Here is a 23267-nt window from a genome sequence, read left to right on the forward strand (position 1 = left end):
AAATGGGATTAATGAATCCACTATTTTTATTATTGGCGTTTTTTATTGCATCAGTTCTAATTTTTTATATGTTTCGGAAACGCTATGAAAATAAAATGATCCCTTCTAATCTTCTTTGGGAACAAGTGATGAATGAATGGCAGGCATCGCCATGGATTGAGAAACTTCAAAGAAATTTATTACTATTTTTACAACTATTGATTTTACTATTATTAATGTTTGCTTTGACTCGACCATACTGGATGACTAAAGGTATTGAAGGTGAACATATTATCTTAGTCGTTGACACTTCTGCCTCAATGTCTGCGCTCCATGATGGAATTACAAGGTTTGATGAGGCGAAGGAAGAAATATCTGCAATCATAAAGGATCTTAAACACCAGGAAGTTACGATTATTACCGCAGGAAGTGTGCCAAATTTATTAATCAATAAAGAAGTTAATATAAATAAAATTAAAAAGGTTGTAGACGGCCTTAAATTGTCTTATGAATATAGCGATATGGAGAAAGCGTTTAGACTTGCAAACTCACTTGCAGTGAATAAGGATACAAGTCTATTTGTTTTTTCTGATTCTATTAAGGCAGAGGATTTAAATGGGATGACAGGTTCAATACCTATTTCCGTTTTTAATATGGGAAATGAAGGAAACAATGTATCACTTAAGTCTTTCGGTATTGGGGAAAAGGAACATCATGTCACAGGAATCTCCGTAATTGAAAATCAAAGTAAGGAACTAAAGGCGGCTACTTTACTAATTAATACAAATGAAAATAATGTATTTGAGGAAAAAGTGACGATAGAGCCAGGTGAACAAAAGTTCGTCAAGATTCCAAAACTTCCTGTAAGTGAGTATTATAAAGCCAAAATAGAGGTGAATGATGATTATTCGATAGATAATGAGCTTATTGCTGTAAGTCGTCCATCACTTATGAAAGTGTATCTGGTCGGTGATGTAAGTCCTTTTATAATGAAAGGGTTAGAAAATATAGGGTATGAAACGATCCAAATGACGGAGGAGGATGTTGAAAGAGACTTGTCCAATGGAATCGTCGTAGTAGAAAATATTCCAATGGAAGTATGGCCAAAAAGACCATTACTAGCTATCACTCCCGATAATAATAAAGAAATCACAATACAAAGTGAAATAAAAACAGAAAATGACCCTGTTTTCCAGTATGTTGAATTTAATAAAACTTTTATACAATCTGCTTTTTCAAGTAATAACATTAATCTTCCTGTGATTGCGAAGAGTGGTGATATCCCATTAATTCAAAAAGGAACTGTAAATGGGTTTCCTGCAATGGTTATTCAATTTCCTATAGAAAATACTGATTGGCCGCTGCATACCGGATTTCCTATTTTTTTATACCAATCTTTTCAATGGCTTGCTGCAAATGAAGAGTTTTTTGGCTTTTTTCTTCCAGGTGAGCATCGTTGGCTTAATGTTGATGCTGATAACAATGAATGGAAAGTATTTACTGGAAATGGAAAATTCATTGAATCATTTAATTTGCTTGAAGAAAGCTTCACTGCTCCACAAAAGCCAGGAATTTACCAAACAGTAGCTAATGAGAAGACGATGTATTTTGCGGTGAACTTGGACGACCGTGAAAAATCAATCCCATATTCACCATCTTTTAGAATAAACCAGCCTTTAAAAGAAAGTGATCAAAATGTCGTGAATCACCCCTATGATGGACTTTGGTTTTGGTTAGTCTTTGTTGCATTAATTGTTCTGTTTATCGAGTGGGAGGTGATGAGGCGTGGGACTCGAATTTAAATATCCGTATTTACTGTTAATATTAATTATTTCTGCCATCGTTCTATTTTTATTTATAAAGCACTCGAAAGGTTATAATCATATTGAAAAAATCTGGATTACATGTATAAGAGGGTTGGTGTTTACACTCATTATTATAAGTCTAGCCACGCCTCAGTTAGTTTTTAAAATAGATGAAAGAAATGTAGTTTTTCTTGTTGATTCTTCAGCAAGTATGATTGGTACTCAAGATGAAATATTATCTTGGATTGAAAAAGGTGTTATATCAAAAAGGGAAAAAGATCAGTTTGCTATTATATCTTTAGGAAAAAATGCGGCAGTTGAACAGTCTTTGAATGTCAATAAAGATGTGATTCAAGAACTATCAACAAATATAGATAAATATGATACAAATATTGAACAAGGAATCCAATTGGCGAGTTCTATCTTCCCGAGTAATTCTAATGGGCGTGTAGTACTATTTTCTGATGGAAATGAAACTGTGGGGAATGTTCTTGATGCGGCAAGATTGCTTAGGCAAAGAGGAATTGTGTTAGATTATATACCAATTACTAGGCATTTTGGACAGGACATGGCAGTAACGGAATTTTCTGTACCTTCATCTTTATACGAAGGGGAAACTGTTAAGTTAACAATGAAAGTGGAAAGTAATTATGCCGCAAACTCAAAAGTGCGAATTACTTTAAATGATGAAGAGATCATTGAAAAAGATGTAAAAATAAAAGAAGGTACAAATTTAATAACCTTTTCCCACGAAGCGACGGAAACAGGCTTTTATATATATAAAGGTGAAATTGCAGCTACAGGGGATACTTTTGCTGAAAATAATCATTTAAAAGCTATATCCAATGTTAAAGGGACACCAAGGGTATTAGTAGTTCAGTCCGAACAGAATGAAGGAGTAAGTGAGGCTCTTATATCTTCTGGACTGATTGTAGAACAAATATTACCGCAACAATTACCTTCTACTCTTTCTGGTTATTTGCGTTATCAATCTATACTTTTTAATAATGTTGCAGCTACTGACATTGGTGAAAAGAAAATGAATCTTATTAATCAAGCTGTAAAAGATTTCGGAACAGGTTTTGTGATGGCTGGAGGAGAAAACAGCTTTGGTCTTGGAGGTTATTTTAAGACACCAATAGAAGAATTACTCCCTGTTGATATGGAAGTGAAAGGGAAACAAGAGCTTCCATCACTTGGACTTATTATTGTATTGGATCGTTCAGGAAGCATGGAGGGGGATAAACTTTCACTTGCCAAAGAGGCAGCAGCAAGATCTGTTGAGTTACTTCGTGAAAAAGATACACTAGGCTTTATAGCATTTGATGATCGTCCATGGGAAATTATTGAAACAGCTCCAATTACCAATAAAAAAGATGCAATCGAAAAAATCCGCTCCGTGCCAGCTGGTGGAGGAACGGAAATCTATTCGGCTCTCGAAGCAGCTTTTAATAGACTAATACCTTTAGAGTTACAGCGAAAACATATTATCTTGCTTACAGACGGACAATCAGCAACAAGTAATGATTATCACTCTCTTATTGATAAAGGGAAAAAAACAAATATCACACTTTCTACTGTTGCTCTAGGACAAGATTCGGATAAGAGGTTGTTGGAGGATTTAGCTGATTACGGAGCAGGTAGATTTTACGATGTTGTAGACGATACAGTAATTCCAAGTATTTTATCGAGGGAAACAGCTGTTCTAACAAGGACTTACATTGTGGATGAGCCTTTTTATCCAACTATACATCCGAATTTTGATTGGGACCCATTATTTAAGGATGGAGTTCCAGAAATGAATGCTTATATTGCTGTCACTCCGAAATCAACATCACAAACAGTTCTTTCTAGCAATAAGGAAGATCCTGTCCTTTCGGAATGGCAATTTGGACTTGGCAGAACAATAGCTTTTACATCCGATTTTAGCGGGAAATGGGCAGGAAATTGGGCAAAGTGGGAGATATGGCCACATTTTATTAATAAACTAATTAGTAAAACATTACCATCATTTAACAGTGAGCCCTACACTGTTCACGTCGAAAATAAGAATGGTCAAACTGTTATTCAATTGCAGTCATCCAGTAGCGATTTAAATCCTATTGAAACAGTAGTCGTATCCCAATCTGGGAAAAAAGTTAATTCAAGTATGAAAATAACTGCACCCGGTAGGTATGAACTGGTTATGGATCAAGATCCTGGTATGTATTTTATTAGCATAAAGCAATTATCGGAAGACGGGGATGAGAAGTTATATAAAACTGGATTTACAATACCTTATTCTGATGAATTGTTGTTAAAAGGAGATAACTTTTCGCTACTAAAAGAAGCTTCAAACATTACCGGGGGAAAACAACTAACGAAAGAAAAGATGGCTTTTGCTCCTATTCCTCATTTTTCGGTAAAAAAGCAATCTATCACTTCTTTGTTGATCTTTATAGCTTTTTTATTCTTTTTTCTCGAAATAGCGATAAGAAGGTTTGGCTTACCTAATGTAACATCTTTATTTAGAAAGTATGTTAAACCTAGACAGCACCTTATTAAGGATACTGAAGTTCCAAAACTCAGAAAAAAAATACGTACAGAATCATATTCATCTAAAACTATTGAAGTAAAGGAGTTCTCGCCAAAGTTCAAAGATACTGATAAAGAGAATTCAAATAGAAATATTGAGGATAGGATTGAGGATAACAGTAAACGAAACCCTCATGATAGTATGAAAAGACTTCTTGAAGCGAAAAAACGGACTAACAGATAGTATTCGACAAAGAGCATTTTATTTTATTATTATTTTTACTAATGATAGGATTAAATTAGGAAGTTGTTGAAAATGGATGAATGACATCTCACAAAAATGGTGATAATAAAATTGAAATCACTATTTACTTATAGTTATTATAAATAAGTTTGACAAAGTTCGACATTATGCCTATAATATACTTTGAGACTTATTAATAGTTGAGAATTTCATCATCATTTTCTCAATGAAATAATAATAAAACGGAGGTTTTTCATCAATGGCAGAACGTATGGTAGGTAAACAGGCACCACGCTTTGAAATGGAAGCAGTAATGGCTAACAAGGAATTTGGTAAAGTAAGTTTGGAAGAAAATATGAAAAACGATAAATGGACAGTTCTTTTCTTCTATCCAATGGATTTTACATTCGTATGTCCAACTGAAATCACTGCTCTTTCTGACAGATATGAAGAATTCGAAGATTTGGATGCAGAAGTGATCGGTGTTTCCACCGATACAATTCATACTCATTTAGCTTGGATTAAGACAGATCGTAAAGATAATGGACTTGGTGACTTAAACTATCCACTTGCAGCTGATACAAATCATGCTATTTCAAAAGAATATGGTGTATTAATTGAAGAAGAAGGAATTGCACTTCGCGGTCTATTTATCATTAGCCCTGAAGGAGAGCTAATGTACTCCGTTGTTAACCATAACAATATTGGCCGTGATGTTGATGAAACTTTACGAGTACTTCAAGCTTTGCAAACTGGTGGTCTTTGCCCAGCTAACTGGAGACCAGGACAAGCAACATTATCAGTTTAAAAGTTTTTGGACAGGCATCCTCAATGCCTGTCCTTCATATTAATGAGGGGAGAATCATATATGAAACTTCGTGAACCAATGCCCGAGCTTGTAGGTGCAACAGAATGGCTAAATGGTCAAGTAACAAAAGATGAATTGATTGGTGAAAAACCAACTTTATTTCATTTTTGGTCTATAAGTTGTCATCTTTGTAAGGAAGCAATGCCACAAGTAAATCAATTTCGCGATGAGTTTAAAGATAAATTGAATGTCGTGGCTGTTCATATGCCTCGTTCAGAAAATGATCTTGATATTGAAGAAATTAAGAAGGTAGCTTCTGAACATGCTATTACACAACCAATTTTTGTGGACAGTGAATTGAAGTTTGCTGATGCGCTTGAAAATCAATATGTGCCCGCTTATTACGTCTTTGATAAAGAAGGAAAGCTACGTCATTATCAAGCTGGAGGCGGCGGTATGAAAATGCTTGAAAAGAGAGTTAATCGAGTTCTTAATGAAGTTGAAAAAGCATAATAATATTTATATTTGAATCAACGACCCAATTATTTATTGGGCGTTTTTTTGTGTGATGCTATAGTTAAAATAAAAAATGGAGAGTTCAATTTGTATATTATTTCAATAAAGGTATATTTGACATAGTCAGCTGTTTAACAGAAATCTAGTGTCTTGAGCGCTAATTTGCTTGATTTTTGACTAAAATTTTGTATTAATGGTTCTACAGAAAAAATATATACTCATTTCAGACTTTTGGAGTAGAAAGTTTCCGAAATTGGGAGGATTGGTAAAAAAATTTAAAAAAACAGTGGAAAAATATTTCGGAAGCCGATATATTAGTTATTACGGCCAATTGCCAAAGGGGAGGGAATTGTATGGACACATTTAAAAAGTTGAGGCAATATTACTGGCCATACAAACAATACTTTTTCATTTCAATGTTCTTTTTGCTATTTGTGACGGCGGTTACAGTAATTTATCCGATCATTCTTCAGCTAACGATTGATGAAGTAGTATTGAAAGGTCAGTACAACTTGATTGCACCATTAACATTTGGTTTTTTAGGAATTATGATCATTAAAGGAATTGTTACTTTTATCCAGCAATATACTGGAGAAATATTCGGAATCAAAGCTGTATACAGTTTACGTAACGCATTATATGAAAAATTGCAGTTTTTGCCATTTCGTTATTACGATAATGCAAAAACAGGTGATTTAATGTCACGTTTAACGGCTGATGTGGAATCGTTCCGTTTCTTTTTATCTTTTGGATTTTCAGAATTATTCCGCTTTATATTAATGTTAACTGTTGCGTTTGGGGTCATGTTTTATTACTCGATTCCACTTACACTTGCAACGATGATATCCCTGCCATTTTTATTTTTTGTAGTATATAAGTTTGATAGGGCAGTTCATCCTGCTTTTCGTGGAATCAGAAAATCTTTTGGGAAACTAAATACAAATGTACAAGAAAATATCTCAGGGATTAATACAGTAAAATCATTATCGAAAGAAGAATTTCAAACTGGAAAGTTTAACGATTCAAATGCAGACTACAAAGATAACATGATTTCTACTTCTAATATTTGGGCTAAGTATTTCCCGTTGATGGAGTTTCTTGGAAATGTTTGTGTGGTTGCATTGCTTTCATTTGGGGGCTATTTAGTTATTAAAGGATCGCTTAAACCTGGTGAACTTGTTGCTTTTTATAGTTTAGTAGGATATATATTATGGCCTATTATGAGTTTAGGTTTTACAATCAATATGTTCTCTCAGTCAAAGGCTTCTGGGGAAAGGCTTCTTGAAATATTAGAAGCTAAGGAAGATATTGTTGATAAAGAAAACGCTTATGCTCCTGACCGTTTAAAAGGTGAAGTGGAGTTTAAGAACGTATACCTTAGATATGCTGGTGATGATAACTCAGCTTTGAAAGATATTAGCTTTAAGGCAGAAGCAGGAAAGATTATCGGACTTGTTGGTTCAACGGGTTCCGGTAAAACAAGTATTACTCAATTGATTACTAGATTTTATGAGCCAGAATCCGGCGAGGTTTTAATTGATGGGAAAAATGTAAATGAGTACGCTTTAAAATCACTCCGAAGCAATATCGGTTTTGTACTGCAAGAAAGCTTTTTGTTTTCGTCAACAATTAAGGCAAATATCGCATATGGGAGACCAGATGCGACAATGGATGAAATCATTGACGCTGCAAAAAGAGCGGACGCGCATAATTTTATCGTAGAATTGCCTGATGGATACGATACGATCTTAGGTGAGCGTGGGATGGGATTGTCAGGTGGTCAAAAACAAAGGATTTCCATTGCTAGGGCGATTTGTCTTAATCCGAGCATTCTTATTTTGGATGATGCAACTAGTGCTGTTGATATGGAAACCGAATTTAAAATCCAAGGTGCAATGAGAGAAGTAATGAAAGGGAGAACTACCTTTATTATTGCTCACCGAATTTCCTCTTTAAAGCATGCGGATGAAATACTGGTATTAGAAGACGGTAAGATCGTCGAAAGAGGCACACATGATGAGCTAATTCATAATGGCGGTCAATACGAACGCGTCTATAAAATCCAGTTCCAAGATCAAAGGGCAATATTGCAAGGCCAGAGAGGGTGAGGCAAAGATGGAAAAGACTAAAAAAATTAATCCACTCGTATTGGAACGTTTTCGCTATTCATCTGAACAATTAATTGATAAACCATTTAACTGGAAGCAAATGGGGAGGCTGTTTGAATATTTAAAACCTTACTCAAAGAATTTATTGACTGCTTCCATCATAACTGTATTGATAAATACAGCAGTGCGGCTCATTATTCCGATTTTAATTGGGGTTTATGCGTTAGATAAAGCCATAAAGCAACAGGGAAGTATGTCTTACTTAATGTGGGTTGTAGCAATTATTGCCGTGCTTTTCGTTGTGTCATACGTTTCCAACATATATCGCATAAAATGGAGCAATGAACTTGGTCAAAAGGTAATATATGACTTGCGTAAACATGTGTTCACTCATGTGCAAGGACTATCTCATTCATTTTTCGATCAAAGGTCAGCAGGTTCAATCCTTGTTAGGATTATGAATGATACGAATTCATTGCAGGATTTGTTTACTAATGGGGTTATTAACATTTTTATGGATATGTTAATGCTTGCTGGAGTAATTGTAATCCTATTTACATTAAGCCCAGAGCTAACTCTTGCTGTATTAGTTATTTTGCCGTTAATGTTTTTAATTTCAACCACATTGCGTAAAAGCATTCGTAGAGCATGGCAGTTTATGAGAATTAGACAATCAAAATTGAATTCACATTTGAATGAAAGTATTCAAGGAATTCGAGTAACACAAAGCTTTACTCAAGAAAGAGAAAATATGGCATTTTTTGATGGTGTCAATCAAGAAAACTATGAAGCATGGCAAGTAGCAACGAAGAAAAGTGCATTTTTCCGTCCTTTGGTTGAATTGACTAATGCGATTGGTACAGGAGTGCTTATTTGGTATGGTGCACACCTAATACAAGCTGATTCATTAACGTTAGGACAGTTTGTATCCTTTGCTTTTTATCTTGGTATGTTTTGGGAGCCAATTTCAAGGCTCGGACAATTGTACAATCAGCTATTAATGGCGATGGCTTCATCAGAACGTATTTTTGAATATTTGGATGAGCGTCCAATCGTCAATGAGACAAATGATCCAATTGAGCTTAAAGATATTGCTGGACGTATTAATTTTGATCAAGTTGAATTCTCCTATGACGATAAGCGTCAAGCATTAAAAGGAATAACGCTTGAAATGTTACCGGGACAAACAATCGCTTTAGTTGGGCATACAGGCTCAGGGAAATCAACGATAGCAAACTTGATTTCGCGTTTCTATGATCCGACTGGCGGTTCAGTGAAAATAGATGGCCATGATTTAAGGGAAGTTTCACTTCAAAGCTTGCGTCACCAAATAAGTGTCGTCCTTCAGGATACATTTATCTTCTCTGGAACAATCATGGAAAATATTCGGTTTGGTAATCCGATGGCAACGAACGAACAAGTTAAAGAGGCGGCACGTGCAATTGGTGCAGACAAATTTATTGAAAATTTACCAATGGGATTTGATACTGAAGTAGAAGAACGGGGAAATATATTATCTGTTGGAGAAAGGCAGTTACTTTCTTTTGCAAGAGCATTGCTTGCAAATCCTCGAATCATTATTCTTGATGAAGCAACAGCAAGCATTGATACGGAAACGGAAATTCAAATCCAACATGCTTTAAAGACGTTATTGCAAGGAAGAACATCCATCATTATTGCACATAGATTATCAACAATCCGTGATGCTGACAAAATATTCGTATTAGAACACGGTAATATAATCGAAGAAGGCAATCATGATGAGCTCATAGCCCAAAGAGGCGAGTACTACCGTCTAATTGAAGCTCAATTTAAGGTTATGGATTCAATTTAAATAAAAAAGGGATGTGCACGTAAGTTGCACATCCTTTTTTTATGTTTTCATTTCTAAATGTGGGAGATGCATTGCATCTATTATCCTCTCCGGGTGTGAATAAATATTAAGCTTTTCCTTTCTAACAAATCCAATAACCGTTATTCCGAGATCCTTTGCCAGTTCAATTCCTAGAGTTGTAGGAGCAGATTTGGATATTAATATTCCTCCTCCTATTTTAGATATTTTTAATATTACTTCAGAGGAAATTCTTCCACTAAAAACGATTACCTTATCTTTAACTGTAATGTTATGTTGTAAGACATGGCCATAAAGCTTATCTAATGCATTATGTCTCCCTATATCGGAATAAGAAAAAAGAATATTATCATTAGTACAGAGTGCTGCATTATGAACTCCGCCAGTTTGCTGAAAATCGATTGAGCATTCCTGTAATTGTTTCATTAACGAGAAACATTCATTTATGGAAATAGTATGTCTACTCATAATCGTTTTTGCTGTGTTAGCATCATTATAAAAATAAAACTGTCTGCTTTTTCCACAACATGAACCGATCATTCTTTTTGAGAAAAACTCTTTATTGATAGATTGTTTAATTTTCAGATATACATATGCATATCCTCGATGTTCGTCAATATCTATTGAAGAAATTTGATCTACGTTTCTTATTAAACCTTCTGAAGCAAGAAAGCCAATGACTAGTTCTTTTATATTTGTTGGACTGCAAACAATCGTGGCGAACTCCTCGTCTTCGAGATAAATGGTAAGGGGATATTCTACAGCTGCTATATCAATGGTTTCAAGCAAATCATTGCCTTCGTATTTTAATATGTTTAGCTCACCTTTGATTTGATTGCTCATTACATCGCCTTCTTAACTAATATCTTGTTCAACATCTTCAATCCTTTTTTCTACATACTTTGTATCTTTTTGTGAAAGGTATAAATCAGCTTTTTCAACAATTACACTTGCGTTATATTCTGGAATTCCAGCATATTTTTCATAAACACCTTTAGGGATTAACACATTTCCTTCTGGCCAGTAAACTGAGATATTGCCTTTTCTTGTATTAGCGTATTTTGCTTTTCCTTGAAAGGTTCCATATTTGTTATAGACAACAATGGCTTCTCGATCTAAAATACCAAGAGATTTAGCATCATCAGAGTTAATAAGTACATCATATCGATCAGCATCATTAAATGGATCTGTATCACTGTATATCATAGAATTGAATTGCTTTCCTCGTCTTGTTGATAAATAAAATTGACCATCAGGCTTTCTCACTTCAGGCAATTCAATTGGTATAAGATTAGCCCTTCCATCTTCTGTAGGACAAATTCCATCTTCACACAGCCAAGCGCCTCCCCATTGAAATACATCACCACGTTCTTTTAAATGCTGGATTCCGTCATAATTAGGATTAGCAATAGAAATTTCAGCTCGTATTTGCTCAGCTTCACTAAAATTCAACAAATGCTTTTGTTCGGGCTTAACAAGTCTTGCAAGTTCAACGTAAATCTCCCATTCGCTACGAGCTTCTTCTATACGTGGACCTTCAATTTCTGGTGAAAAATAAACCATTCGTTCGGTTGAGGTGGATGTACCGCCTCCTCGTTGTTCGTATCTTGTCATGGCAGGGAGTACTATTACTTCTTCTTTTGCATCAACAAGAGTAGAGCTGTTTAAGATGATATCTTGATGAACACGTAAATCAATATTTTGTAAACATTTCTCTATAAATAAAGGATCAGGCATCGTTTCAAGAAAATTGCCTCCCGATGTATAGAAGATCATTGTTTTTCGCTCGTGGTTCTCAGGCAACATTGCATTTTCTAAAGATACTCCGACAATATCGCCTTGCCATTTTGGGATGTCAAAATTCCATATCTTTTCTAGACGCTCAATATTCGCTTTATCAAATTCTCCACCTGGAAGAGAAAAAGGATCAGCACCCATTTCACCCGAACCTTGAACTCCTGAATGTCCACGGATTGGCATTACTCCACAATATTTTCTTCCGATAAATCCTCTTAAAATTGCTAGATTTGCCACTTGTGAAATATTATCAGTGCCAAATCGATGCTGTGTTAATCCCATTGACCAGACAAAAACGCCGCTTTTTGCATTTGCTAGAAGAGTTGCAAATTCTAGCATTCTTTCCTTAGATATCCCTGAAGATTTTTCAAGAATTTCCCATTCTAACTTTTCCACATGTTCTTTTAAACTCTCTAAGCCTTTTGCATGATTGCGAATAAATTCATGATCAATCGCAGAACCAGGCTGATTGTTTTCCATTTCAAACCAATGTTTGATGACTCCATTCATAAATGCGATGTCTCCACCAATATTAACTTGGTAAAAATCATCGGCTATTTTTGTGCCGAATAAAGCTGAATCTGGGATGGAAGGTACCCAATAGCCATCCATCGCTGGTTCTCTATATGGATTGATGCAAATGATTTTAGTTCCTTTTCTTTTTGCGGCATACATATATTTGGTTGATACAGGTTGGTTGTTTGCAGCGACAGAACCCCAAAATATTAGAACGTCGGTACCAATCCAGTCTTGATAGTTACAACTTGAAGCACCAATTCCTAGTGATCTTTTCAATGCAGTCTTACTAGGTGAATGACAAATTCGGGAAGCGTTATCAATATTATTTGTTCCTAAAAATCTCGCTAGTTTGCCGGCTGTGTAAAAAACCTCATTTGTGATTCCTCTTGCAGTTAAGAAAAAAGCTAATTTCTTTGGATCTGTAATTTTAATTTTATTAGCTATTCTATTTAATGCTTCATCCCATGTAATTCTGCTAAACTTATTTTCTCCAGGTTTTCTTGATAGAGGATAAGGAATTCTGCCTAGTTTGCGTAGATCTTTGCTTTTTAATTTTCTTAGTTCACTAATATCACTATGCAATATTTTTTCATTTATTGCGGGCATCGTATTTAAACGCAATACGTTAAGTCGTGTTGTACAAAGATGCGGTCCCTTTAACGTTTGATCATTTAGTCCTGAAACTCCAAGCGCACAGCCATCACAAACACCTTGCGTAAGGATACGATAGGCGTAAGGGAGATTATCTCGATTTTCCATAACTACTTTCATCGTGTCACGAATATGTTTTGGCTTTACCTTTCCAAGGCCAAAAGGAATGGGACTAACCCAATGTGTTGGATCAGGTAATTTTGGTAGTTTCATAGGTCCAGGATGCTTAGTTTTACCCATTAAAATCATCCTTTCTCAGTTAATTTGAGCATTTACATAAAATTTCTGAAGATTATATAATATAATTCTATCATAGAGTTATAAATATCATAACCTAATTATTTTAGAGTTAGAGTATCGTGTTAGATTAAAACTAAAAAGTCGTTTACTTCTTGGGGGAACTTGAATGTTTCAATTATCAATGTTTAACTTTTTCTTTTATTGGGCGATGTCGATTATAAATGCTTTTTTTCCATTGTTATTCCGTTATAAAGGTCTTAGCCCTGGAGAAATCGGGATTGTTCTGGCAGTTGGTCCAGTTGTAGCGATATTTTCTCAACCGCTTTGGGGAATCATTTCGGATAAAAAGCAAACGGTTAAAAAAATAATCATTCTTTTATTAGTAGCAACTTTAATTATCGGATTGGCTATCTTTTTTAGTCCCACGATGTTGCTTTTAGTCATTTGTATGCTTGTATTTCATTTTTTTATGTCACCAATTCAACCGTTACTTGATAGTTTAACAACTACTTTTGCTAAAGAAAATGGAATCAGCTACGGATCTATACGTGTATGGGGATCCATCGGTTTCGCGACTGCATCATTTATTATCGGGTTTATTATTGGGAAAATCGGTATTCAATACTTATGGATTATATATACGATTATTATAGTTGGTGTTTTTTTAATTGCTTTAAAACTATCAGATTCAAAGGCTCCTAGAAAACCAGTTACAAAGGAAGGTTTTAAAAAAGCATTTCGTAATCCTCAGTTTTTTATTTTCTTAATTGCCGTTTTATTTATTGCGATTCCTCATAGGATGAACGATGGAATGTTAGCATTGTATTTAAAATCGTTGGGAGCAAATGAAGGATTGATCGGATTAGCATGGACTTTCTCTGCTTTAAGCGAGGCGCCTGTGGTAGGGATTATGTATATTTTAATGAGAAGGATTCCTCTTTTAGTTCTCGTTAGTATAGCAGGATGTTTTTATACCCTTAGGTGGTTTTTATATAGCCTTCTTTCCGAGCCAATATTAATTATTTCTTCACAAGCAATGCATAGTGTGACGTTTGCTATTTTTATGGTTGCATCACTTCAATATATAGCTTCTATTATCCCAAGAGAGATGATTGCGACTGGTCAAACCGCATACTTTGCGACGTTCAATGGTCTTGCTCCAATTATTGGGAGTTTGGCTGGCGGATACTTTATGGAACATTTCGGTGGCGGCTTTATTTATAGGATGGGTTCTTTTTCAGCATTAATTGGTACTTTCATTGTCATAGCTCTGTTTTTAAAAGAAAGGAAAACCAATAATGAAAAACAGTTCGCATAAACACAAGAGGAAATGAAATTTTTGTTTTCTTTATATTAAATGGTATAATTTGTCCTATTAACATAGGAATTACTGAAAGCAGGGATTAAATAGTGAAAGCCGGAACAGTAGTGACGCTCAGAGTCGCTAGAGAAGTGCCATTTGGATTTTTTTTAACTGATGGCGAGGAAGATGTGTTGTTGCATCGTACGGAAGCAACAGATGAAATTGAGATTGAACAGGAACTTGAAGTATTTTTATATCAAGACCACGAAGGAAGACTTTCTGCATCATTAACAATACCGACTGTACAAATTGATCATTATGATTGGGTTGAGGTTGTAGAAGTTAAAAAAAACTTAGGCGTTTTCGTAAACATCGGATTGAAAAAAGATATTCTTGTGTCAATGGATGATTTACCTGCGATATTTTCTTTATGGCCAACAATCGGAGATAAGCTATACTGTTCATTAAAAGTTGACAATAAAAATCGTTTATACGGAAAGCTTGGTACTGAAGAAGTCATGAGATCCTTAGCTATTCCAGCTGAACCACAAGTTTTTAATAAAAATGTGAAGGGAACGGTGTACAGACTTCTCCTTGCAGGCTCATTTATTATTACTGAAGAAGGATATATGGGTTTTATACATGAAAGTGAAAGAAAGGAAGAACCTCGTCTCGGTCAAGAAGTAGAAGGTCGGATTATCGATGTAAAAGAAGATGGGACAATTAACATTTCTTTATTGCCTAGAACACATGAACTAATAAATGATGATGCAAGTATAATCTATGAGTATTTACAGGGGCGTGGAGGATCAATGCCTTATTGGGATAAAAGTCTCCCTGAAGATATTAAAAGGCGATTCAATATGAGTAAAGGCTCTTTTAAAAAAGCTCTTGGAAAGCTAATGAAGGAAAATAAAATTGTCCAAGAGGACGGTTGGACGCATATAAAGGATCAAGAAAAGTAGGGTGCAAATAGTGCATCCTATTTTTTGTTTTTTTTTAAAAGTTCATTTTTATTAATGTAGTAAATTTATTGATACAAATTGCGTGAGTCTCCAGCAAGGTGTCTCGCCTAAGATGTATTGACCTATAGGATGGAGCAGTGGAAGAATGCATGTGTACTTAAAGATGTTGGAATAATCATGGGAGAGTGAAAGGCTAAGTTTCTACAAGCTAGGAATGGAATTATACAATCGCTTCAGCTTTGGATCCTCGCGTGAGACCTGATGAATTTAAGTAAATGCGGCAGAAATCAACGTTTCTATAAAAAATATTAAATAAATCCGCCTCTAGACGGAGAAAAAAATCAAGCTCTAGCTGGTTAATGATTCTTTTACTTTCCATTAAAGTTAAGTCATAGAGAACGGAAGGAGGAAAAAGTAATGAAAAAGTTTTTACTTATTACAGCTGCAGTAATTTTGGCGATTATCGCTTTATCAAGCATCGGTCATATTGTGGGGATGGCTATCAGCCTATTTATTGTTTATTTTTCTTATAAGCAATTTATGGCAACAAGTTCAACAGTAGGTAAGATAATTTGGGCTTTGATCGGGTTGATCGGTTTTTCAGGATTACTGGGAAGTCTACCAGCACTAGCAGGTATTGCTGCTGTGTATATCCTTTACACTGGATATAAAAATTGGGACAGAAAAAAAGAAGCTCCGACAGTTGCTAAAAGTGAAGATCCATTCGCAGGTTTTGAACGTGAGTGGGAAAGATTAAAACATCAAAAATAATAGCTTTTCAGGAAAATAGAAGAGCGAGAGCTAAAGAAAAAGGGCCGAATGAGGCCCTGCAAACAGAATGAAAATTATAAAAGTGAGGGACATAAAATGACAAATTTCTTCGAAAAAATGAAACAATCTATTATTGAGGATTTTCAAGGTGTTGCGGAAGTAAAAGTGAAACAAAATCCAATTGCATTATTAAACAAATATGTTCGCGATAGTGAGAAGGAAGTAGAAAAGGCAAGTAAATTAGTTGAAAGACAAAGATTGTTAAAAAATGAGTTTTATAAAGAATGGAAGCAAGCAACTACACTTGCAAACAAACGCAAAGAACAAAGAGATTTAGCGATTCAAGCCGGTGAGCATAGTTTGGCTGAGACTGCTCTTCTGTATCAAGCACAAGCTGAACAACAAGCTGATCGTCTTCAACAAGCTTATGAAACAGCAATTGAGCAATTGTCTGAATTAGAGCAAAAATATGAAGAAATGAAATTAAAAGTAAAGGATATGCACATCAAAAGATTAGAGTTAATGGGTAAAGAAAACGTCCTTTCAATGAAAGAGAAAATGAATAAATTATTAAGTGAATCAGAATTTGGTCATGCTGCTGAAAATTTTGAAACAGTAGCATCCGAAATGAAACAAAAAGAATCGAACTTTGATGACGAATATGAAATTACTATTTTCGACGCTAAGATTCAAAAGCTTGCAAAAGAAATTAATAATACAGAAAAACAAAACCATGTACAAGAAAACGTGGTACAATAACTACAGTTTAAGAAAGGCGTTCAATATCGCCTTTCTTTCCGCTTATTGTGTTTGTTGGAAAGGAGGAGGGGGAGTAAAATGAAAAATATGAGCAAAACGAGTCTAATCGGCTGGTTTATGTTAATTACCGCAATTGGAATGGGAATTGAAATTCTTTTTAATTGGCGGCTTTTTATCCCTCTAGTTATTGGTTGTTTTCTCTTATATACTGCGAGAAACGCTCGTAAAAAAAGTAATGTTCGATTAATCATTGGTTTGTTTTTAATTGCAATTCCAATTCTTTCATCAGCCTTTCTTAAATTTTTTATTTTTGTTGCAGTTATATATGCTTTAATAGAGTACTCAAAAACTAAAAAGCAATCCCATAAAATTGTTGTCCAAACAGTTGAACCGGAACCAAAATCTTCTGTAAAGAAAAAGCAACCTTTTATAAAGAACTTTTTTATAGGAAGTCAAAAAAAGGTTAATGAAGTTTTTGAATGGGATGATATTAATATTCAATGTGGACTTGGGGATACAGTTGTTGATTTGGGGATGACCATGCTTCCACCTGGTGAGAGTACAGTAGTAATTAGGAGTTTAATTGGAAATGTTCAATTGCTCGTTCCTTTTGATGCTTCCGTCGTTGTGAATCACTCTGGAATCAGTGGGAAATTAAAAGTTTTTAATGAGGAAACAGAAATATTTAATTCTAATATAATTTATCACCCTGATAGTAATGAACAAGCAATACGAACGATAAAGATTATCACAAATGTAATGATTGGAAATGTTGAGGTGAGGAGAATATGAGAATCCAAATCACATTCTCTATTTACTTTGCTTCAGCAACCTTTATCACATCTTTGTTTGTTGGGTTGGCCCTCTTTCTGTGGATAGATGCAGACTGGTATACTGGATTGCTTAAAGAAAGTGCTTTTTTGTTACCAAATGGTATATTTATATTACTTATTTGTATTATTTTCGGGGCAGTAACTGGTTGGATTGTTGGATATTCAGTTCGTCAAAAAAGTGATGAAGTGGCCGCTAGTTTATTAGAAATAGAGCAAGGAAATTACGACCTTAAGAATGAAAAAAGAAAGCAAAATGATGATTTTTTAATAATCTGGCATAGAATAGAAGGAATATCACGACGTCTTAAAGAACAAGCAATTATACAGCAAAAATTGGCAAACGAAAAAGTAGAATGGAATAATCAATTAAAAGAAGAAGTATTAACGAAGGAGCGAAACCGACTTGCCCGTGAACTACACGATTCTGTAAGTCAACAATTATTCGCTGCAACAATGCTTATGTCGGCAATCAATCAAAACCCAGATCCTGCGAGTGAAACAGCTGTAAAACAACGAAAATTGGTGGAAGGCATCATAAATGAAGCGCAAAATGAAATGAGAGCATTGCTTCTTCATCTTCGACCTGTTCAACTTGAAGGGAAAAGCTTGAAATCCGGAATAGAAGAGCTTCTTTCTGAATTAACTTCTAAATTACCTTTAGAGGTTATTTGGAATATTCAAGATGTTAAATTAGATAAAGGAGTGGAAGATCATTTATTCCGGATTGTACAAGAAGCCGTTTCAAATACTTTACGACATGCAAAGGCAAGCCGCTTGGAAGTAAACTTAAAACAAATTGACCAAATGATTTTTTTAAAAGTAATGGATAATGGTAGAGGATTTGATGTAGAGAATGCCAAATCGGGCTCATATGGATTAGCAAATATTAAAGAAAGAGCCTCGGAAATTGGTGGTAGTGTAAAGATGATAAGTATTTTAAGTAAAGGATCAAATATTGAAGTGAAAGTACCAATTTATTTTATAAAGGATGAGGAGAATGATTAAGGTACTTCTTGTGGACGATCATGAAATGGTCCGTATTGGTGTCTCGGCATATCTTTCTGTTCAAATGGATATAGAAGTAATAGGTGAGGCTGATAACGGTGCAAAGGGTTTTGAAATGGCCTTAGCCTTACGCCCAGATATCATTCTAATGGATTTAGTAATGGATCAGATGGACGGGATTGAAGCAACTAAAGCCATAATAAAGGAATGGCCACAGGCAAAAATAATTATTGTCACAAGCTTTTTGGATGATGAAAAAGTCTATCCTGCATTAGAAGCTGGAGCAACAAGTTACATATTAAAAACATCGACTGCCAGCGAAATTGCGGATGCTGTAAGGGCGACTTATAAAGGGCAATCTGTTCTTGAACCAGAAGTAACAGGAAAGATGATGGCGAGAATGAAAGAAAGAAATAAGCCGCTCCTCCATGAAAATTTAACAAATCGTGAATATGAAATACTATTGCTAATTGCAGAAGGTAAAACCAATCAAGAAATTGCCGAGGAATTATTTATTGGGTTAAAGACAGTTAAAACACATGTAAGCAATATATTAAGTAAACTCGAAATACAGGATCGCACTCAAGCAGCGATTTATGCATTTAAAAATCAACTTGTAAATAATTAACGATCACGAAGTGACAATACGGAGGAATTACGTTGAAAAAACAATTTGCAGTTATTGGACTTGGACGATTTGGCGGAAGTATTTGCAGGGAACTTGCAGAGCAAGGAATGGAAGTTTTGGCGATGGATAAAAATGAGGACCGCGTCAATGAATTTGCTTCAATTGCTACACATGCAGTTATTGCAGATACAACAGATGAAAATATATTAAAAAGCCTCGGAATACGCAACTTTGACCACGTGATAGTCGCGATTGGGGAGGATATCCAGTCAAGCATATTAACTACTCTCATGTTAAAGGAAATAGGCGTTAATCATATCACAGTTAAAGCACAAAATGATTATCATGAAAAAGTGCTTTTGAAAATAGGAGCAGATTACGTTGTGCATCCTGAAAGAGATATGGGAAGGCGTATTGCTCATTATATCGTTTCTAATAATATTTTGGATTATTTAGAACTATCGGATGAATACAGTATTGTAGAAATAAAGGTAAATGATCTACTTGCAGGTAAATCATTGATGGAACTCGATGTACGAGCAAAATACGGTTTGAATATTGTAGCAATTAAAAGAGGACCCGAGATTATAGTTTCACCTCAAGCTGATGATCCTCTCAAAAAGGATGATATCCTAATTGTAATTGGTGCAGACAGTGATATTAACAGATTTGAAAAGAAAGTAATGGAATAAAGGAATGGACCGTGGAATTTGTACCACGGTCCATTCACCATTTTTATTTAGAATTTGCATACATTGTATGTTAATTGGAGTGGAAATCAACATACCACACAAATTGTCAAACATTAATTAAAGAATTATACTTCCATAATTATAGGAAGAATCATCGGCTTACGCTTTGTTTTTTCGTATAAGAATGGAGTTAATGTGTCATTGATTTCGTTTTTAATCTCTGACCATTGGGTTGTTTTGCGTTCCATAATTTTATTTAAATGCTTACTTATCATTCTTTGAGCTTCATTTATTAAATCCCCAGATTCTCGCATATAGACAAATCCACGAGAAATAATGTCTGGTCCAGCAGCAATTGTATGATTTTCCATATCAATTGACACGACGACAATGACTAGACCTTCTTCAGAAAGAATTCGCCTGTCACGTAATACTATATTTCCGATATCCCCGATTCCACTTCCATCAATGTAAACAGAACCGGATGGTATTTTCCCAGCAATTTCTGCAGTTTTATCAGTTAAGGCAAGAACATCTCCGTTATCCATAATAAAACAGTTTTCTTCAGGAACGTCGCAATCTATTGCTAATTGCGCATGAGTTTTTTGCATACGAAACTCACCGTGAATCGGCATAAAAAATTTAGGCTTCATTAATCGAATCATTAATTTTTGCTCCTGCTGTCCACCATGGCCAGACGTATGAATATCATTTAATGATCCGGCAATAACATCAGCGCCTGCACGATACAATAAGTTTATTGTGCGATTAACACTAATCGTATTCCCTGGAATAGGGGATGAAGAAAAGACTACTGTATCTCCAGGTTGGATTTGGATCTGTCTATGAGTTCCATTCGCAATTCTGGATAATGCAGCCATAGGTTCTCCTTGACTGCCTGTACAAAGTATGGTCACTTTATTAGCTGGTAGTCGATTCAATTGCTGTGTCGAAATAAACGTATCTTTAGGTGCGCGAATATATCCGAGTTCTTGCCCGATTTCAATTGCTGCATCCATACTACGTCCAAAAACAGCGATTTTTCTTCCGGTAGCAACCGCCGCGTCTGTAACTTGTTGAAGTCGGTGAATATTTGACGCGAAAGTAGCGAAAATGATGCGACCGTCTACTTTACGGAAAATATCTTGGATGCTATCTCCAACTCTTCTTTCAGACATAGTAAAATGTGGAACTTCCGCATTCGTACTATCTGATAAAAGACACAGAACACCTTCTTTACCAATTTCGGCCATTTTCGTTAAGTTGGCTGGCTCTCCAACAGGTGTAAAATCAAACTTAAAATCACCAGTATGAACGATATTTCCGGGTGGTGTCTTTACAACAATTCCATATGAATCTGGAATGCTGTGAGTTGTGCGGAAAAACGTAACGGATGTTTTTCTAAATTTAATAACATCGTCTTCCTTTATTTCAAAAAACTTCGTTTGTCTCAAAAGACCGTGCTCTTCTAATTTGTTTTTGATTAGTCCAATAGCCAATTTCCCTGCATAAATTGGGATATTTACTTGACGAAGTAGGTAGGGAATACCGCCAATATGATCTTCATGGCCATGAGTTACGAATAAGCCCTTTACTTTGTCAATGTTTTTTACGATATAAGTGTAATCAGGTATAACATAATCTATCCCAAGTAATTCATCTTCTGGAAATTTAATTCCGGCATCAATTAAAATTATTTCATCTTGAAATTGAACAGCATAAGTATTTTTTCCAATTTCACCTAGTCCACCAAGAGCAAAAACTGCAGTTTGGTCATTTTTTACAAATTTCATATTGACAAGTTCTCCTGTAGTTTAAAATCCTCACTTTGCTTCTCGTATTCAAGATAAGCGCCTTCCAACAATTGAACATATTCTATATTTATCTGTTGGTCTTTCAACATTTTACGTACTGCACGTTCATTTTCTGCTTCAAAATACATTGAATTTGTTTTTTCTCTTACAGGCATTTCCAATTTACTATCTTGGTAATAAACTTTGTAAATCATTAAAATCTCTCCTTAACTCCGTTATCTAATTTTTAATATTGTTTTATAAACAAATTAATATAATAAAGAATAAGCCCTCCGAAAAAAACAGAGGGACCTTAATTGTTCATTAAGCAATTGTTTTTTTTCTTAGTAAATCTTTCCACCGTTTTAAAAGCTTTTCTCGCAGCTTCTTAAACATTGTGGATCACTCCTTAAATTCTATTTTAACCGATACTCGCTGAAAGTAAAAGCAACTTGCAAATAGAAGATGTAAATTTGTGCATATTTTATTTTTTTATTATATGCTTTCTATACGTTCTCTATCATAAGATACGTGAAATAGAAGATTTCAGAGGAGAAATGTCATGAAAAAAATAGTTTTCTTTGATATTGATGGTACTTTGCTTGATGATGAAAAAAATCTACCTGCATCTACTAAAGAGGCTATTAAGAGATTGCAGCAGAATGGTATTTATACAGCTATTGCGACTGGTAGAGCACCTTTTATGGTTACAAACTTGCTCGAAGAATTAAACATGGAGTCATTCGTTAGTTTTAATGGTCAATATGTTGTTTTTGGGAACGAGGTTGTATACACGAACCCTTTAGACACAAGGAAATTAAAAAAATTAATTGATACAGCGGAATTAAATAACCACCATTTAGTATTTTTAAATGAATCAACATTAAAATCGAACGTGGAATTTGATCAGCGAGTTAAAGAAAGCCTTGGAACGCTTCAAATGGTCCATCCTGAATTCGATCCAAGTTTTTATGAGAAAACGGAAATTTATCAAGCTCTTCTTTTTGCTAAAGAAGGTGAAGATTCATATCTAACAGAATTTGAGGATAATCTTACTTTTATTAGATGGCATGAGGAATCATTAGACGTTGTCCCAAAAGGTGGATCAAAGGCAGAAGGAATAAAAAAACTTATTGAGCGATTAGGATTTGAAATGGAAAATGTATACGCATTTGGAGACGGCTTAAATGATATTGAAATGTTGCAAACAGTCGGAACAGGGATTGCGATGGGAAATGCTCATGAAGCTGTAAAAATGCATGCAGATCTAATTACATCGAATGTTGATGACAATGGAATTGTAAAAGGATTAATTAAAGTTGGTTTATTAGAGGAAGATTTTGAATTAATAAAATAATGCCGGTATGTCAAAAAAGTTTTGAACTCATTGAAAAACGTGTAACTTAAGGCCGAATAATTACAAACTTTAGTGACTATTTATTTTAGATACAAACTATGCTCTTCTTAAAAAAAGTAAAGCTGCCA

The 23267-nt window shown here is 34.9% G+C and carries 19 protein-coding genes; 15 read left to right on the forward strand and 4 right to left on the reverse strand.

Annotation, left to right across the window (positions count from 1 at the left end):
- Window positions 1-2: 2 nt before the first annotated feature.
- The 6 genes from MT489_RS01365 to MT489_RS01390 all read left to right on the forward strand — a co-directional run bounded on the left by MT489_RS01365 (window position 3) and on the right by MT489_RS01390 (window position 9808).
- A complete protein-coding gene (locus tag MT489_RS01365) occupies window positions 3-1781 on the forward strand; it encodes a vWA domain-containing protein (RefSeq protein WP_244679712.1) in 1779 nt (592 codons plus the stop codon).
- Window positions 1765-4542: a VWA domain-containing protein gene (locus MT489_RS01370; protein WP_244679713.1), complete on the forward strand. Its 2778-nt coding sequence runs from the start codon at window positions 1765-1767 to the stop codon at window positions 4540-4542. The genes MT489_RS01365 and MT489_RS01370 overlap by 17 nt, the downstream gene beginning before the upstream one ends.
- A 259-nt stretch (window positions 4543-4801) precedes the next feature.
- The gene (locus MT489_RS01375) at window positions 4802-5350 is read left to right on the forward strand and encodes a peroxiredoxin (protein ID WP_244679714.1); all 549 of its coding nucleotides are present in this window, start codon (window positions 4802-4804) and stop codon (window positions 5348-5350) included.
- A gap of 60 nt (window positions 5351-5410) precedes the next feature.
- Window positions 5411-5863 (forward strand): TlpA family protein disulfide reductase, encoded by a 453-nt coding sequence (locus MT489_RS01380; RefSeq protein ID WP_244679715.1) that lies wholly within the window; start codon window positions 5411-5413, stop codon window positions 5861-5863.
- 356 nt (window positions 5864-6219) lie between these two features.
- The gene (locus MT489_RS01385; protein WP_244679716.1) at window positions 6220-7974 is read left to right on the forward strand and encodes an ABC transporter ATP-binding protein; all 1755 of its coding nucleotides are present in this window, start codon (window positions 6220-6222) and stop codon (window positions 7972-7974) included.
- 7 nt (window positions 7975-7981) lie between these two features.
- Window positions 7982-9808, forward strand: a complete 1827-nt coding sequence (locus MT489_RS01390) for an ABC transporter ATP-binding protein (protein ID WP_244679717.1) — start codon at window positions 7982-7984, stop codon at window positions 9806-9808.
- Window positions 9809-9847: 39 nt separating this feature from the next.
- Here the strand turns inward: MT489_RS01390 and fdhD are convergent, their stop codons facing one another.
- Together fdhD and MT489_RS01400 are read right to left on the reverse strand one after the other, a co-directional pair.
- Window positions 9848-10669, reverse strand: coding sequence for a formate dehydrogenase accessory sulfurtransferase FdhD (gene fdhD, locus MT489_RS01395; RefSeq protein ID WP_244679718.1), 822 nt, complete (start codon window positions 10667-10669; stop codon window positions 9848-9850).
- Window positions 10670-10681: 12 nt separating this feature from the next.
- Window positions 10682-13033, reverse strand: coding sequence for an FdhF/YdeP family oxidoreductase (locus MT489_RS01400; RefSeq protein ID WP_244679719.1), 2352 nt, complete (start codon window positions 13031-13033; stop codon window positions 10682-10684).
- A gap of 166 nt (window positions 13034-13199) precedes the next feature.
- Here MT489_RS01400 and MT489_RS01405 point away from each other — a divergent pair, with 166 nt between their 5' ends.
- The 8 genes from MT489_RS01405 to MT489_RS01440 all read left to right on the forward strand — a co-directional run bounded on the left by MT489_RS01405 (window position 13200) and on the right by MT489_RS01440 (window position 19989).
- Window positions 13200-14351 carry an MFS transporter gene (locus tag MT489_RS01405; RefSeq protein ID WP_244679720.1) on the forward strand — a complete coding sequence of 384 codons (1152 nt, stop codon included), beginning with the start codon at window positions 13200-13202 and terminating at the stop codon, window positions 14349-14351.
- A 92-nt stretch (window positions 14352-14443) separates the two neighbouring features.
- Entirely contained in the window at window positions 14444-15301 is an 858-nt protein-coding gene (locus tag MT489_RS01410; RefSeq protein WP_244679721.1) for a CvfB family protein, read from the forward strand.
- Window positions 15302-15718: 417 nt separating this feature from the next.
- A complete protein-coding gene (locus MT489_RS01415) occupies window positions 15719-16072 on the forward strand; it encodes a lmo0954 family membrane protein (protein ID WP_244679722.1) in 354 nt (117 codons plus the stop codon).
- A 96-nt stretch (window positions 16073-16168) separates the two neighbouring features.
- Window positions 16169-16831, forward strand: coding sequence for a PspA/IM30 family protein (locus MT489_RS01420; protein ID WP_244679723.1), 663 nt, complete (start codon window positions 16169-16171; stop codon window positions 16829-16831).
- A 78-nt stretch (window positions 16832-16909) separates the two neighbouring features.
- Window positions 16910-17623 carry a cell wall-active antibiotics response protein LiaF gene (gene liaF / locus MT489_RS01425; RefSeq protein ID WP_244679724.1) on the forward strand — a complete coding sequence of 238 codons (714 nt, stop codon included), beginning with the start codon at window positions 16910-16912 and terminating at the stop codon, window positions 17621-17623.
- Window positions 17620-18669, forward strand: coding sequence for a sensor histidine kinase (locus MT489_RS01430; RefSeq protein WP_244679725.1), 1050 nt, complete (start codon window positions 17620-17622; stop codon window positions 18667-18669). Before liaF ends, MT489_RS01430 begins: the two co-directional genes overlap by 4 nt.
- Window positions 18662-19297, forward strand: a complete 636-nt coding sequence (locus tag MT489_RS01435) for a response regulator transcription factor (protein WP_244679726.1) — start codon at window positions 18662-18664, stop codon at window positions 19295-19297. The genes MT489_RS01430 and MT489_RS01435 overlap by 8 nt, the downstream gene beginning before the upstream one ends.
- Window positions 19298-19329: 32 nt before the next feature.
- Window positions 19330-19989, forward strand: a complete 660-nt coding sequence (locus tag MT489_RS01440; protein ID WP_244679727.1) for a potassium channel family protein — start codon at window positions 19330-19332, stop codon at window positions 19987-19989.
- Between the two features lie 125 nt (window positions 19990-20114).
- Here MT489_RS01440 and rnjA read toward each other — a convergent pair whose 3' ends face one another.
- Window positions 20115-21782, reverse strand: a complete 1668-nt coding sequence (gene rnjA, locus MT489_RS01445) for a ribonuclease J1 (protein ID WP_244679728.1) — start codon at window positions 21780-21782, stop codon at window positions 20115-20117.
- Window positions 21779-21997: a DNA-dependent RNA polymerase subunit epsilon gene (locus MT489_RS01450; RefSeq protein ID WP_244679729.1), complete on the reverse strand. Its 219-nt coding sequence runs from the start codon at window positions 21995-21997 to the stop codon at window positions 21779-21781. Before MT489_RS01450 ends, rnjA begins: the two co-directional genes overlap by 4 nt.
- 347 nt (window positions 21998-22344) lie before the next feature.
- Between MT489_RS01450 and MT489_RS01455 the strand changes: the two genes are divergently transcribed.
- On the forward strand, window positions 22345-23139 hold the full coding sequence (locus MT489_RS01455; protein ID WP_244679730.1) for a Cof-type HAD-IIB family hydrolase: 795 nt from the start codon (window positions 22345-22347) through the stop codon (window positions 23137-23139).
- Window positions 23140-23267: the final 128 nt, after the last annotated feature.

The organism is Lederbergia wuyishanensis, assembly GCF_022900255.1.
Lineage (GTDB): Bacteria > Bacillota > Bacilli > Bacillales > Bacillaceae_C > Lederbergia > Lederbergia wuyishanensis.

Bases quoted from the DNA above. Each gene is read 5' to 3' on its own strand.
- MT489_RS01365 (WP_244679712.1), top strand. From the start codon at position 3: ATGGGATTAATGAATCCACTATTTTTATTATTGGCGTTTTTTATTGCA.
- MT489_RS01375 (WP_244679714.1), top strand. From the start codon at position 4,802: ATGGCAGAACGTATGGTAGGTAAACAGGCACCACGCTTTGAAATGGAA.
- MT489_RS01380 (WP_244679715.1), top strand. From the start codon at position 5,411: ATGAAACTTCGTGAACCAATGCCCGAGCTTGTAGGTGCAACAGAATGG.
- MT489_RS01385 (WP_244679716.1), top strand. From the start codon at position 6,220: ATGGACACATTTAAAAAGTTGAGGCAATATTACTGGCCATACAAACAA.
- MT489_RS01390 (WP_244679717.1), top strand. From the start codon at position 7,982: ATGGAAAAGACTAAAAAAATTAATCCACTCGTATTGGAACGTTTTCGC.
- fdhD (WP_244679718.1), bottom strand. From the start codon at position 10,669: ATGAGCAATCAAATCAAAGGTGAGCTAAACATATTAAAATACGAAGGC.
- MT489_RS01400 (WP_244679719.1), bottom strand. From the start codon at position 13,033: ATGGGTAAAACTAAGCATCCTGGACCTATGAAACTACCAAAATTACCT.
- MT489_RS01405 (WP_244679720.1), top strand. From the start codon at position 13,200: ATGTTTCAATTATCAATGTTTAACTTTTTCTTTTATTGGGCGATGTCG.
- MT489_RS01415 (WP_244679722.1), top strand. From the start codon at position 15,719: ATGAAAAAGTTTTTACTTATTACAGCTGCAGTAATTTTGGCGATTATC.
- MT489_RS01420 (WP_244679723.1), top strand. From the start codon at position 16,169: ATGACAAATTTCTTCGAAAAAATGAAACAATCTATTATTGAGGATTTT.
- liaF (WP_244679724.1), top strand. From the start codon at position 16,910: ATGAAAAATATGAGCAAAACGAGTCTAATCGGCTGGTTTATGTTAATT.
- MT489_RS01430 (WP_244679725.1), top strand. From the start codon at position 17,620: ATGAGAATCCAAATCACATTCTCTATTTACTTTGCTTCAGCAACCTTT.
- MT489_RS01435 (WP_244679726.1), top strand. From the start codon at position 18,662: ATGATTAAGGTACTTCTTGTGGACGATCATGAAATGGTCCGTATTGGT.
- rnjA (WP_244679728.1), bottom strand. From the start codon at position 21,782: ATGAAATTTGTAAAAAATGACCAAACTGCAGTTTTTGCTCTTGGTGGA.
- MT489_RS01450 (WP_244679729.1), bottom strand. From the start codon at position 21,997: ATGATTTACAAAGTTTATTACCAAGATAGTAAATTGGAAATGCCTGTA.
- MT489_RS01455 (WP_244679730.1), top strand. From the start codon at position 22,345: ATGAAAAAAATAGTTTTCTTTGATATTGATGGTACTTTGCTTGATGAT.